At 61.8% G+C, this 13,533-nt stretch carries 11 protein-coding genes and 1 tRNA gene; 8 read left to right on the top strand and 4 right to left on the bottom strand.

Going from position 1 to position 13,533, the window contains the following annotated elements:
• The first annotated feature begins 94 nt into the window (after positions 1 to 94).
• From PCJ21_RS20590 to PCJ21_RS20580, 3 genes are all read left to right on the top strand, one after another.
• Positions 95 to 170: transfer RNA gene (locus tag PCJ21_RS20590), tRNA-Phe, on the top strand.
• 193 nt (positions 171 to 363) lie between these two features.
• Positions 364 to 1,392 carry a glycosyl transferase family 90 gene (locus PCJ21_RS20585; RefSeq protein WP_269933314.1) on the top strand — a complete coding sequence of 343 codons (1,029 nt, stop codon included), beginning with the start codon at positions 364 to 366 and terminating at the stop codon, positions 1,390 to 1,392.
• 163 nt (positions 1,393 to 1,555) lie between these two features.
• Entirely contained in the window at positions 1,556 to 1,705 is a 150-nt protein-coding gene (locus PCJ21_RS20580; RefSeq protein ID WP_269933313.1) for a hypothetical protein, read from the top strand.
• 70 nt (positions 1,706 to 1,775) lie between these two features.
• Here the strand turns inward: PCJ21_RS20580 and PCJ21_RS20575 are convergent, their stop codons facing one another.
• Both PCJ21_RS20575 and PCJ21_RS20570 read right to left on the bottom strand, forming a co-directional pair.
• Positions 1,776 to 2,519: a bestrophin-like domain gene (locus PCJ21_RS20575; protein ID WP_269933312.1), complete on the bottom strand. Its 744-nt coding sequence runs from the start codon at positions 2,517 to 2,519 to the stop codon at positions 1,776 to 1,778.
• Positions 2,520 to 2,636: 117 nt separating this feature from the next.
• Complete coding sequence (locus PCJ21_RS20570) at positions 2,637 to 5,003, bottom strand: DUF1989 domain-containing protein (RefSeq protein WP_269933311.1); 2,367 nt, start codon at positions 5,001 to 5,003, stop codon at positions 2,637 to 2,639.
• A 302-nt stretch (positions 5,004 to 5,305) separates the two neighbouring features.
• On the opposite strand from PCJ21_RS20570, the gene PCJ21_RS20565 reads away from it, so the two are divergent.
• Entirely contained in the window at positions 5,306 to 6,031 is a 726-nt protein-coding gene (locus PCJ21_RS20565) for a FadR/GntR family transcriptional regulator (protein ID WP_269933310.1), read from the top strand.
• Here the strand turns inward: PCJ21_RS20565 and PCJ21_RS20560 are convergent.
• Positions 6,014 to 7,327 (bottom strand): ABC transporter substrate-binding protein, encoded by a 1,314-nt coding sequence (locus PCJ21_RS20560; RefSeq protein ID WP_269933309.1) that lies wholly within the window; start codon positions 7,325 to 7,327, stop codon positions 6,014 to 6,016. The two genes, PCJ21_RS20565 and PCJ21_RS20560, sit on opposite strands and share 18 nt — an antisense overlap.
• 161 nt (positions 7,328 to 7,488) lie before the next feature.
• On the opposite strand from PCJ21_RS20560, the gene PCJ21_RS20555 reads away from it, so the two are divergent.
• Positions 7,489 to 8,850 (top strand): NAD(P)-binding domain-containing protein, encoded by a 1,362-nt coding sequence (locus tag PCJ21_RS20555; protein ID WP_269933308.1) that lies wholly within the window; start codon positions 7,489 to 7,491, stop codon positions 8,848 to 8,850.
• A 417-nt stretch (positions 8,851 to 9,267) separates the two neighbouring features.
• Here the strand turns inward: PCJ21_RS20555 and PCJ21_RS20550 are convergent, their stop codons facing one another.
• Positions 9,268 to 9,921: a response regulator transcription factor gene (locus PCJ21_RS20550; RefSeq protein ID WP_269933307.1), complete on the bottom strand. Its 654-nt coding sequence runs from the start codon at positions 9,919 to 9,921 to the stop codon at positions 9,268 to 9,270.
• Between the two features lie 490 nt (positions 9,922 to 10,411).
• Here PCJ21_RS20550 and PCJ21_RS20545 point away from each other — a divergent pair, with 490 nt between their 5' ends.
• From PCJ21_RS20545 to PCJ21_RS20535, 3 genes are all read left to right on the top strand, one after another.
• A complete protein-coding gene (locus tag PCJ21_RS20545; RefSeq protein ID WP_269933306.1) occupies positions 10,412 to 12,121 on the top strand; it encodes an APC family permease in 1,710 nt (569 codons plus the stop codon).
• Positions 12,122 to 12,394: 273 nt separating this feature from the next.
• Positions 12,395 to 13,288 carry a bifunctional methylenetetrahydrofolate dehydrogenase/methenyltetrahydrofolate cyclohydrolase gene (locus PCJ21_RS20540; RefSeq protein ID WP_269933305.1) on the top strand — a complete coding sequence of 298 codons (894 nt, stop codon included), beginning with the start codon at positions 12,395 to 12,397 and terminating at the stop codon, positions 13,286 to 13,288.
• Between the two features lie 54 nt (positions 13,289 to 13,342).
• Positions 13,343 to 13,533: formate--tetrahydrofolate ligase (locus PCJ21_RS20535; RefSeq protein ID WP_269933304.1), on the top strand; the 191-nt coding region annotated here is incomplete at its 3' end.

Raw genomic sequence — 13,533 nt, 5'->3', positions numbered from 1 at the left:
CAAAATCTCGTGTTATAACCCAGCCGCATTCAGGGGGTGCAGCGCACCGCCAGAAGCTCCGGATCGAAGCCAGATGGCCTGATCCCGGAAGGTTGCCCGGATAGCTCAGTTGGTAGAGCAGCGGATTGAAAATCCGCGTGTCGGTGGTTCGAATCCGCCTCCGGGCACCACTTTCTTCTCCAGAAAGACTGCCCCTCCGATTTCATTTTTGTTCGTTTTCCGACGGGGTAGCCGGCGGGTTTCCAATTTCGACCACTGATGCCGCGGCACTGCGTAGCAGGGACCGAAACCAACTGCGCGCCACGTGGAAGCCATCCCGGATTCTGAGTATCCTGCGCTCCCGCCGAAAAGCCAAAGCACCGCATGCCCCAGTCGATCAGCCTCGCCTCATCTCGTTTCTTCAATGCCCTCAAGGTGGCTCGCTACATCAGACGCGAGTTCGTCCGGGCCGGGGAAAAGCCACCCAAGGTGCGGGTACGCTATGTCAAAGCAGGCAATCCACCGTACGATCTGCGGATCGAGCGCACCGGCGACCGGTTGACGCTCGTGCTGGAAGACGAAGGCATCGGACGCTTCACCCGCTCGATGCGGCTGGTGGCAAGCGCAAACGCATTCTGGCTCAGCCAGTGCGCGCCCCAAGTGAAGCACATGACAGTCAACGCGTCTGATGGCGAGACGACCTCCAATGCGCGCTTTGCGCCTTCGGTACGCTTCCCCCGGCACATAGGACTGCCCGATCCGCATTTCTTCCAGAGCCACGGCTTCGGCACCGAAATGCAGAGCGGCAGGTCCGCCCCACGCTGGCGGGACCGTTCGGATGAAATCGTCTGGCGCGGCGGCATGAACGGCAACGGCTGGATCAGCCTTTGTCCTGAAGACCAGGACGATGCCGCTGTGCTGCAAAGGCTGCGGATGGTGATGCGGCTCAAGGAAATCCCCGGGACGGACGTCCGTTTCTCCGGCATTCATCCAAGCGCTGCCGCCTTCCGCCCTCTGGCGCAGCGGCAAGGCCTGCTCGAGGCTCCGATTGCTGCGCCGAGCTGGCTGGGGCGCAAGTTCGCCATCGATATCGACGGCTACACCAACACCTGGTCGAATCTGCTGGTCCGCATGCTCTACGGCTGCTGTGTCCTGAAGGTCGATTCCCAGTTCGGCTTCCGGCAATGGTATTATGACGAGCTCAAGCCGTTTGAGCATTACGTTCCGGTAGCGGCCGACATGGCGGATTTCGCCGAAAAAATCGAATGGGTTCGCAGCCACGGCACCGAGGCAGAGGCCATCGCCGCGCGTGGCCAGGCGCTGGCACGGACGCTGACGTTCTCGTCGCAGACGCGCCGCGCGGCCGAGCTCATCGAGCAGCACTGGGACCACCTCGACAGTCTGGCTACCTGACAGGCACCGCACTTCCAATGCCGGGAGTACCAAGTCCGCCAGCTACGCCAAACGCCTGTCTGCGGGCCATCACCGGAATGCAGGCGATGTCCTCCGCGCATCTCAAGCAATCTTCTTCATCGCTTGATCCAGGTCAAAGCGCTGCATTCATCCGGGGATGAGCATGTTCATCATTGCAGAGCGGAGAAAACATATGCCGACCGAATCCATCATTACCGTTGCAGGCGTTGTCGCCGCCTTTGGATTCTTTGCCATTGTGCTGGCCTATGCCTGCCTGACGTCAGCGCCCTGCCCCCAGCGCACGAAGAGATAACCATCAGGACAAAAAATGCCGGCCGGGCCTGCGAACCGAATCGTCAAAGCGGCTTTGCCGAGACCTGCCGTCAGATCCGCGCGTCGCCCAGTGTGACCTGGGCCACGCCGACATACGGGTTGGTATGCAAGGCGAGTATCCACAGGCTCACACAGGCCGTCACCGCGAACATGGCGATGGCCTTCCTGCCGGCCTTCGGCTTGTCGGCGTGGACCGCACCGATGACCACCGCCGACAGCATGGTCAAGAACAGCACCAGGTACCATTTCAGCTGATTGACCGACCCCGCCCCGATCGCCAGGCGCGAGTTGCGGGCGTCCTGCAGTTCATCGAAGTCCTGAGCCATTTGGCCGATGATCGGGTCGGCGACATCGGCCTTCGACAGCCCGATCAGCCCGAGGCGAATGTGCTGGAGCGCCTGCTCGACTGAGCGGGCGGGCGACAGGTTGGCGTTGTGCCACTCGTCGGCCGCGCTGGCGTCCTTGTAGGCCTTGAGGCCGGTGACAAGCTCTGCCGAATCGAGCGCCTCCGGTTTCACCATTCCGGCCAGCCGCATCATCGAAGAGCGCTCTTCGGCGGCCACTTGGGTGGCGCGCGCATTGACCGACCAGACGTCAGCTGCCGTGAAGCCGAGCGACAGGGCCCAGGCCGTCGTGATGGTGCCGACAAAGGTCGCGACAGGTATCGACAGCGGATTGCGCTTGGCCTGCCTGGCGAAGATCGACAGGCAGAAGACCCCGAGGAAATAGACCGCCACACCGATCAGGATGAAGGGCAGCGTCAACAGAATGGGCGACCACGAGAATATGTCCACGGCGATACCTGTTTGGCGGCTGCAACAGCGCTAGTAGATAATCCAATTCCGGCAATCATCAAACAAAAAGCCCCCGGAAACCGGGGGCTTGTGCGACAGGTTGAACGGGCCGGCGATTTACGACCTCGGGCGTTCCTTCTTCGGATCGTAGTGAGCGAAGGCAACGATCTTGGCCGGCAGGCGCTTCTGCTGGCCGTCGAGCTTGCCGACCTCGACCTCGGTGCCGATATTGGCATGCGTTGCGTCGACACGGGCGAGCGCGATGTTCTTGCCCAACACCGGCGAGCGCATCGAAGAGGTGACGACACCGATCTGGGCGCGGCCGATATGGACGCAGTCGCCATGGCCGACGGCGACATTGGCGTCGATGTCGAGGCCGACAAGCTTGTGGATCGGGTTGTCCTTGCGCCTTATCAGTGCCTCGCGGCCGATGAAGTCGTCGGTCTTGGTCTTCAGCGGCACGGTGAAGCCGATGCCTGCCTCGAACGGATCGGTCTGGTCGGAGAACTCATAATTGGCGAAGATCAGGCCTGCCTCGATGCGCACCATGTCGAGCGCAGCAAAGCCCATCGGCTTCAGCCCACGCGGCTGACCGGCCTCCCAGACCGCGTCGAAGACCTTTTCGGCATCGCGCGGATGGCACCAGACCTCGTAGCCGAGCTCGCCGGTGTAGCCGGTACGGGAAACGACGATCGGCACGCCTGTGGAGTCGCCGATGCGGCCGATGGTGAAGCGGAACCATTCGAGCTCCGACAGCGCCGGCTGGTGCGGCGGCGTCCAGACGATCTCCTTGAGGATGTCGCGGCTGTTGGGACCCTGGACGGCGATGTTGTGCATCTGGTCGGTCGAAGAACGCACCAGCACCTTGAGGCCGAGCTTTTCCGCCACCTCGCGCAACCACACGCCGGAATAGTCGTCACCGCAGATCCAGCGGAAATTGTCCTTGCCGAGGCGCAGCAGCGTGCCATCGTCGATCATGCCGCCATGCTCGTAACACATCGCGGTGTAGACGACCTGGCCGACGCCGAGCTTCTTGACGTCGCGGGTAAGCGTGTACTGCAGCAGCGCTTCGGAATCCGGGCCGGTGACCTCGAACTTGCGCAGGGCAGAGAGATCCATGACCACCGCCTTCTGGCGGCAAGCCCAATATTCCTCGATCGGCCCCTCCTTGGCGAATTCCTGCGGCAGCCAGAAGCCCTTGTATTCGATGAAGTTTCGGGTGTGCTTGGCGAAGCTTGAATGGAAGGCGGTCTCGCGGGTCATCTTGGGTTCGGCCTCCGGGGTCGTGCGTCGGGCGATCGCGCGCTGGAACTTGTTCTGCCCGGAATAGGTCCGGACGTGGATGTCGGTGAGGTTCCAGCCATTGGCCGGAGTGGTATCGTCAGGGCAGGCCGAGGAGACGCAGACGATGTCGGTCAGCGCCCGCAACAGCACATAGTCGCCCGGCCGCGACCAGGGTTCGTCGGAGAACATCACGCCATGGGCGTCGATGCCGGTGTTGAAGAAGAAGTTGACCGCCATCCAGCCGGCGCGGGCATTCACCCCATGCGGTGTCAGCGCGCCGTTGAAGTTCTCCGAGCAGTTGATGTGGCCGGGATAACCGATGTCGTCGTAATATTTGGCGTAACAAGCAAGCGCAAACGCGTCATGGCGGCCGCAGGTGTCCTGCACGACCTCGACCAAAGGCTCGAAATCCTGGTCGAAATATTTCGCATGCAGGCCCGGCATCGGATAGGCATGGCCCATCAGCGAACGGGTAGCTGTGACGTCGAGCGCGAGGTCCCTGCCCTTGTCGAGCTTGCGGGCAGAGAAGCACTGGAAGTCGGTGCACTGGCGGCCGTCGACATCGATGATCTGGATGTAGTCGCCGGCCTTGACGAAGTAGCTCTCCGCTGTCTTCGACTTGACCCTGAGATCGAGCACCGGGTCGGCGAGCGGGTCTGGCAGATCGAAGCCGCCAGGCGCAGTGCGGACCTTGGCCCGCTTGACCATGACGACCAGCGGTGTTGCCGTGTCTTGACTGTCGACTGCCATCGGCGCAGCAGGAGCGGCAACAACGAGCGAGCCGGCGCGCGCAACGACAAAACTCTCCTCGACACCGGCAGCGGTCGTGCCATCGAAGAAGCGCACCGCTTCGACCCGGCCAAGCTCGAGCTTGCGGCGCGCCAACCCGGCACGGAACTTCTGCAGGCTGTCGTCGCCATCGACAAGCAGCGCCTTCAGCCCCGATGCATCGCTGTTCGAGCGCGCACCCAGAATGCCCGGATCGGCTTTGCCGGCGGTATCAAACGCGACGAGCTCGCACGCCTGCCCGCCTTCGAGATTGCGCACAGTCACCCGGTCGCCGGCCTCGATGTCGATCAGCACAGCACCGGCGCCCGGTACGTGATACCGCTCCGTGCCAGGCACCAGCAGACCAGGCTGCAGGATCAGGCTCGGACGCGGTGGGCCGGCCGCAATTTCGGGATAGACTGAAATCGTCATCGCCACCTCGTCTAAATTTGCCTGTGTGTAAAGTTATTTCAGTGTGAAGAATACCCCATTTTGCCGCCGCTGCAAGGCTTCGTTTCGTCGCATTGCCGGAAAATGAGGCGAGCTGACCGTCCGGCAGACAGCTTCCCGGCGCGGCCAGCGACCGTAAATCAGCTGCCCGCCAAGCGATTGTCCCGACCCGTTCGACCGTGTACTGGACCAGATTCGATAAATATTTCAAACTTGGGCTGCACTGCGCTAGGATTCGTCCGGCGTCGTGGCCATGAGGCAGGACTGATATGCAAGGTCGCGCAATGAAGGTTGAAACCGGCCAACTCACATCGCAGATCATCGCCTCCTATTCGGTGGGAGCGACGGTGCAGACCGTGCTCGACCGGCTGTTCGCCAAGATAAGGTCGGAGGAATACCCGCTGGACACGCGTCTTCCTTCGGAACGGGCGCTGGCCTCGGAGATGGGGGTCGCCCGCAATACCGTGCGTGAGGCGCTGGACGTGCTGGAGGACCGCAAGGTCATCAAGCGACGTCCCGGCAGCGGCAGTTTCGTCACCTACCGTTCGGAAGAAGCGCCGGAACGGGCGGAGAGCTCGGTCGCACTGGAGACCAGCCCACTGGACCATCTCGTCGTGCGCGGCATCCTCGAGCCCGAAATGGTTCGCCTCGCGGTCGTCAACATGACCCCGCGCGAGGTCTGGGAACTCGAACAGCTGATGTCCAAGATCGAAAGCGTGCATACCGACGTTGCCGCCTTCGTCAAATGCGAAGAGGAAATCTACCGCAAGATTGCCGAGGGAACGCACAATCCCTTGCTGGCATCGTGCTACAATCTGGCGATCGAGGCTTGCCGGGTGAGCTTCCGCACCACGCAGCTGCGCCGGCACCTGTCGCCGAGGCGGATCCTCGAATACCAGCAGCGCTACAACGCGCTGTTCAATGCGATTGCCTCTCGCGACGTCGAGCGCGCTGTCGAGTTCATCAAGCTGCATCTGGTCGAGGAGCAGAAGCTACTTCTGCAGGATTGATTCCGGCGTTCGTGCCTGCAGGGCGGTACCGCTCCCGCTCGCCCGCAGGCGCTGCTCCCAAAGCTGCCCCAGATCCGACATCTCCCGCTTGAGCAAGCCGCCATGGCGTTTCAGCCAGCGGGGAATCGAGCCGAAAGCGGCAATCTTCGCCTTGCCGTTTTTCAGTGTCACCACCGGCCAGTCGCCGACCAGCGCATTGTCGATCCCGAACATACTCTCACCCCACCAATGCGCCGGGCCGAACGCATGGGTGACGTGACCAAGCTGCTTCATTGCAGCCAACACGGATGCGGGATTGACGCTGTTCGATTTTTCGACCGCCGCATGCCAGATGTCGAGGATGGCGACATATTCCCAGCTCACCGCCGTCCAGGTGCCGGGGAAACGGCTGTTGTACTCGTCGAAGAAGCCCTTCGGCTGATTGAAGAAGAATGTCTTGTCGTTCAGCCTCTCGTCGTCGAAATCCGGAAACTGGAAGACGAAGCCTTCCATGAATTCGACAGATGTTCGCGCGACGAGCTGGTCGTAGTAATCCAGTGTGCAGGACATGATCTGGCCCTTGAAGCCCTGGGCATGAGCATACTCGGTCATCGCATGGACCATTGGCGTGCAGCTGGTGCACCAGCACAGGATGTCGGCACCCGACTCCAGCATCGGCTGCACGATTGCGGCCGCATCGGTCGTGTCGGGGTCGTACTGGATCTCCTTGGCGACCCCCAGTTTCGCCGCCTTGAAGGCCGCGCGATAGGTCGCAAGCGAGGGAAGGCCAAGCGCATCGGTCTGGCTGCAGATCGCGACGGTGCGCAGTTCCGGCCTTGCTTGCGCCAACCACTCCACCCCTGTCACATTGAAGATCGGGTGCAGTTCACTTGGCGCGATCAGGTATGGGGTATCAGGCGACAGGTCGCTTGGCAGCAGGGTCGATGTCAGGACCTTGCGTTGGCTCAGATAATCCCTGATCTCAGCCATCGTATCGCCGCCCAGCATCATCAGCAGCTTGACGTCATGCCGTTCGATGAGATGACGCGCACCCTCCGCGGCCCGCCCGGCATCGTAGCCGCAATCGAACTCGACGATCCTGATGGGATAGCGGCGCCCGCTGATCAGCAACCCGCCGGTCCTGTTCAGCCAGTCCTCCCAGATGCGGCAGCCATGCAAACCGGGCAGACCCCAAGACTCCACTTGACCGCTGAGCGGTCCGAGGAATCCAATGTTCACGGCATCCGGCATGCCGACAGACAGCCGGGGCAGGAGGCTGGAAACCGCGAGTCGATGGGCAAAGCTGGAATTCGGCATATCCGTGATTACCACCAAAAACAGGGTGCTTCATCTCAACAGTGCGAAATTTTCCTTCCTCACAGGAAACACATCGTTGACAAATTGGTATAATGGCAGGCAACATAAGTGAACCAGAGGAACCAATAAAGAAATTTGGTCTATACCAAAAGGAGGAAACCATGACAGCCAAGCGTGTCGCCGTGATCGGTGCCGGACCGTCGGGTCTGGCGCAGTTGAGGGCATTCCAGTCGGCCGCGGCGAAGGGCGCGGATATCCCGGAAATTGTCTGCTTCGAAAAGCAGGCCAACTGGGGCGGCCTGTGGAACTACACCTGGCGCACCGGCCTCGACCAATATGGCGAGCCGGTACATGGTTCGATGTACCGCTACCTCTGGTCGAACGGCCCCAAGGAAGGTCTCGAGTTCGCGGACTATTCCTTTGAAGAGCATTTCGGCAAGCAGATCGCCTCATATCCGCCGCGCGCGGTTCTCTTCGATTACATCGAAGGCCGCGTGAACAAGGCCGGCGTGCGCAAGTGGATCCGCTTTGAGACCGCCGTGCGCATGGTGACCTGGAACGAAGAGACCAGGAAATTCACCGTCACCGTGCAGGACCTGCCGAAGGATCACTGCTACTCCGAGGAATTCGACAACGTCATCGTCGCCTCGGGCCATTTCTCGACCCCGAACGTGCCGGAATTCCCCGGATTCGACCGTTTCAACGGCCGCATCCTGCACGCCCACGACTTCCGCGACGCCCGCGAATTCGCCGGGAAGGACATCCTGATCGTCGGCACCAGCTATTCGGCCGAGGACATCGGCTCGCAGTGCTGGAAGTACGGCGCCAAGTCGATCACCAACTGCTACCGCACCGCGCCGATGGGCTTCAAATGGCCTCAAAACTGGGAAGAGCGGCCGCTGCTGGAGAAGGTCGAGATCAATACCGCAACCTTCAAGGACGGATCGACCAAGCGTATCGACGCGATCATCCTGTGCACCGGCTACAAGCACCACTTCCCGTTCCTGCCCGACGACCTGCGTCTCAGGACCGCCAACCGGCTGGCGACCGCCGACCTCTACAAGGGCGTCGCCTACGTCCACAATCCGGCGCTGTTTTATCTCGGCATGCAGGACCAGTGGTTCACCTTCAACATGTTCGACGCGCAGGCCTGGTGGGCGCGCGACGTCATCCTCGACCGCATCAAGCTTCCAGCCAGCAAGCAGGAGATGCTCGCCGATGTCGAGGACCGCGTTGTCCGCGAGGATGCCGGCAAGGACTCCCATGACGCGATCGAATACCAGGGCGAATACGTCAAGGAACTGATCGCCGAGACCGACTATCCGAGCTTTGACGTCGATGGCGCCAACGAGGCTTTCTTCGAGTGGAAGGAACACAAGAAGAAAGGCATCATGGAGTTCCGCAATCACTCCTACCGGTCGGTCATCACAGGCACGATGGCGCCTGCGCACCACACGCCGTGGAAGGATGCGCTCGACGACTCGCTCGAATCCTACCTCAGCACCGCCGAAGCGGCGGAGTGAAATTGCGGACCACGTAGACCGTCCAACTTTCGTGGCATGAAACGCCGCCCCGACCGGGGCGGCGTTTGTTTTTTGACGCCGACACGGCGACCAAAGCGGCGACGAAGGGTTGTGCGGGAGGGCTGCCGGGTTAGTAGCTCAAGGTGAGATCGGCTGACCGGACGTCGCGGGTTCAATGCCCTCACCGGATCGCTGCGCGAACCACCTCACCCGCACGTCGTGAGGGAAAGAAAATGCCAGCCGTGTTGTCCGACCTCGCCGAACCGGGGTTGCTCCCCCCACGAGCGGTGGCGAGGCGGTGACCGAACGTGGGGAGTCGCCAGCTTCAAGCTGTCTCACGCCCGCAGGGGGCCGCCCAGCGTGTCCATCGACCCGGCGCCCGCCCCTCGGCGGACTGGCTCTTTGCGGGGAACGCGCCTACTGCGAACTCAGATGCGGGCCGCGGCTCTTCTCGCTGGCATAGAGCGCCACCGCCATCGCCCGGTTGCGCACGTCGAGTTTGTCGTAGAGATTCTTGAGGTGGTACTTCACCGTGTTCTCGGAAATGCCGGTGCGCGCGGCGATCTGCAAGTTGGTCCAACCATCGGCGAGCACGGCCAGCAGCTCGCGCTCGCGCGTGGTCAGCCGCGACAACGGCGTGTCGTTGATCTTTGAAACATCGACATAGGGAATGCAGATGCGTCCATGTGCGACGGCAACAAGCGTGTCGAACAGGATCGCCGGGTCGTCGAACTGATAGCAGAAGCCCTGGACCCCGAGCCGCACACATTGCTTGAGGATGGAAATGTCGTGGTCGTTGGAGAAGATCACGACGCGCGCGTGGAGCGAGCGCCGCTGCATTTCGCCCAGCACCTCGCCACTGTCCATGTCCGACAGCTTCCAGCCCAGTACGGCGAGATCGAATGACGGCTGCTGCGCGGCAGCGGCATCGAGAAAGGCCTTGCCGGTCTGCACGCGCTCAACCAGTTCGAAGCGGCTGTCCCGCGAGATCATGTCGCCAAGTGCGGCGACCACCAACGGGTTGCGCTCGGCAATCAAGACCTTGAACCTGTTTTCCGTGGCCGTTGGCATCACCTCGATCCCGATGCCCCGGCGCTGACCTTTCCACTCGGCGTTCATGTTCCTCCCGCCTATGTTCGTGCACGCACCTCTTGCCGACGTCTCCTGCGCTGGGTCGGTCCTCCTCCGGTCCTGACCGAGACCGACCCCTTGAAAGCAATTCATATCATGAATGATTTTTTCATTCCAGTGGATGCGGCATTTTTGCTGCCGAAATGAGCCACCAAGCCGGCAAATGGCGACAAGGCTTGCCTTCCCACCCATTCGGGTAGGTCGTCGCTGTCCGGAGAGACATCTTCGCGTGCCCAATTTTCCAATCGAGGGTACCAGTGGCGAAAATTGGTCCAGTGCTGCGACAAAATAGCTTGACGGCGCTTCGAATTCGGACAAACTTCACCTTGAGGAAAAAAAGAAGCCTAAGCGGAAACTGCCGCCGTGCCATGACAACCGGAAATGCCGGGCCTGGGCGACGGGCATTCTCAATCAATGGGGAACTGAGCCAATGAGCGCTGTTACGGACATCAGTCCGGCGGATACCGCCGGCCAACTACACAGGACAATCGACTGGCGCGGTGCCTTCTGGGTCGCCAGCGGCGTGCCGCCTCTTGTCCTGTTCTCCATCGGCGGCATTGCCGGCACTGCCGGCAACATCGCCTTCGCAATCTGGATCTTCTCCATGCTGATGGGGTTCATCCAGTCCTTCACCTATGCCGAGATCGCCGGCCTGTTCCCGAACAAGTCGGGCGGTGCCTCGGTCTACGGCGCGACCGCATGGCTGCGCTATTCCAAGTTCGTCGCGCCGCTTTCGGTGTGGTGCAACTGGTTCGCCTGGTCGCCGGTGCTGTCGCTCGGCTGTTCGATTGCCGCCGCATACATCCTCAATGCGCTTGCGCCGATCCCGGGCTTCACCGAAACCTCGCCTGAGGTGTTGCAGTATCTGGCGGCCAATGTCGGCACCAGTGCGGCCGATGCAGTTGCTGCGGTGACCGCAGCGGCAACGCCAGGCATCCGCACCTGGACGCTGTACAGCCACTCGCTTGGCCCGGTCGGCTTCTCGCTCAACGCCACCTTCTGGATCGGCGCGGTGCTGATGCTGATTACCTTCGCCATCCAGCATCGCGGCATTCTCGGCACGGCAAGCGTGCAGAAAGTCGTCGGCCTGCTGGTCATCGTGCCGCTGCTGATCGTCGGCGTGGTGCCGATCCTTACCGGCCAGATCAACTGGGACAATTATTCGCCCTTCGTGCCGCTGGCTGCCGCCTACGCGCCCGAACCCGGCGCGTGGAACGTCGCCGGCTGGACGCTGGTTCTGGGTGGCATGTTCATCGCGGCGTGGTCGACCTACGGCTTTGAAACCGCGGTCTGCTACACCCGCGAATTCAAGAACCCGGCTACCGACACCTTCAAGGCCATCTTCTACTCCGGCCTGCTCTGCATGCTGCTGTTCATGATCGTGCCCTTCACCTTCCAGGGCGTGCTCGGCCTCAACGGCATGCTGGCAACCCCGATCGTCGACGGTTCCGGTGTTGCCGACGCGCTGGCCGGCATGGTCGGCGGTGGCGGGCTGGTCAAGAGCCTGCTTGTCATGCTGATGATCCTGGCACTGCTGCTGGCGATCATGACGGCAATGGCGGGTTCGTCGCGGACGCTTTACCAGGGTTCGGTCGACGGCTGGCTGCCGCGCTACCTCAGCCACGTCAACGAGCATGGCGCCCCGACCCGCGCCATGTGGACCGACCTGATCGCCAACCTCTTCGTCCTGGCCATCGCCTCGACGGATGCGACGAGCTTCTTCTTCATCCTCGCCGTGTCGAACTGCGGCTACATCATCTTCAACTTCCTCAACCTGAACTCCGGCTGGATCCACCGCATGGACAACGGCCACATCAACCGGCCGTGGCGCGCTCCGACCTGGCTGATCACGGTCGGCGCCCTGTTTGCCTACGTCAACGCCATCTTCATGGGCGCCGGCGCCAAGGTGTGGAACCCGATGGCCCTGTGGGCCGGCCTGTTCACCGCGGCCCTGATCATCCCGGTGTTCTGCTTCCGCCACTACATCCAGGACGGCGGCAAGTTCCCCGAGCACATGCTCGAGGACCTTGGCCTGACACAAAGCGACCTGAAGGTGAAGAAGGCTGGAATCCTGCCCTACCTCACGCTGGTTGCGGGTCTCGCCGTGGTTCTGCTCGCCAACTGGTTCTTCGTGCTCTGACACGCTGAACCCACAACCCAGGGTCAAGGCCGGCGCAAGCCGGCCTTTTCTTGTCTGCCCCAAGGCGATGTACGCCCACGGAAAGAAGTGCTGGGCCAATATTTCTTTCCATGAAAGATTCTTGCATTAAGGTTGACTTTCGCTCCCATCTGCTGCTATAGATTCAGACGGGAAAATTCAGCGCAAAAAGCTGTCCGGATGGTGCATCCGGGGCTGGAACCGATGGCTTATGCCATAGGATCGCACGCGCACGCCTGGGAGGAATGGCAGAGCATGACGACGGTAATCGATGGCAAGGCAGTTGCCGCCGATGTGGTGACAAAGGTTCGGATAGCAGCCGAAAAGCTGATCGCCGAGACCGGTGTCGTTCCCGGCATAGCGGTGGTCATCGTTGGCCACGACCCGGCAAGCCAGGTTTATGTCTCTTCCAAGGGCAAGAAGGCCAAGGAATGCGGCTTTCATTCGGTCGAGCACGCGCTGTCGGCCGATACCTCGGAAGCCGATCTGGTCGCGCTGGTACAGAAGCTCAACGCCGACCCCAAGATTCACGGCATCCTCGTCCAGTTGCCCCTGCCCGACCATATCGACGCCGGCAAGATCATCCAGACGATCTCGGCCGACAAGGATGTCGACGGCTTCCATTTCACCAATGTCGGCAAGCTCGGCACCGGCGAACTCGACACCGCCTTCGTGCCGTGCACCCCGGCCGGCTCGATGCTGCTGATCGAACGCTCGCTCGGCCGCGACCTGTCGGGCCTCAATGCTGTCGTCGTCGGCCGCTCCAACATCGTCGGCAAGCCGATGGCCAACCTCCTGCTTAACGCCAACGCCACCGTCACTGTCGCTCACAGCCGCACCAAGGACCTGCCGGCCCTGTGCCGCAGCGCCGACATCCTGGTCGCCGCGGTCGGACGCCCGGAAATGATCAAGGGCGACTGGGTCAAGCCCGGCGCCACCGTGATCGACGTCGGCATCAATCGCCTGGACGGAACGGCCGGCGGCAAGGCGAAGCTTGTCGGCGACGTCGACTACGCAAGTGCCGCCGAACAGGCCGGCGCCATCACCCCGGTGCCTGGCGGCGTCGGTCCGATGACGATCGCGCTTCTGATGGCCAATACGGTGGTGTCTGCCTGCCGCGCTGCCGGCCAGGCAGCGCCACGCTTCTAATCTGGAAGCTTTCGGGCTTCGCGGAAATCGAACCAAACTCAAGGGAAGAGAGTCATGGCCGAATTCAAGACTGACATCGAAATCGCGCGTGGAGCGAAAAAGAAGCCGATCCAGGAGGTCGGGGCCAAGATCGGCATTCCGACCGAGCATCTTTTGCCCTACGGCCACGACAAGGCGAAGGTCTCGGCCGAGTTCATCGCCAATGCGCGCAAGAACAAGGACGGCAAGCTGATCCTGGTCACCGC

This window comes from Aminobacter sp. HY435, from assembly GCF_027568395.1.
In the GTDB taxonomy this organism is placed as follows: Bacteria; Pseudomonadota; Alphaproteobacteria; order Rhizobiales; family Rhizobiaceae; genus Aminobacter.
Note: the sequence above shows the minus strand (reverse complement) of the source record. Positions and strands in the feature narration are given on the sequence as shown.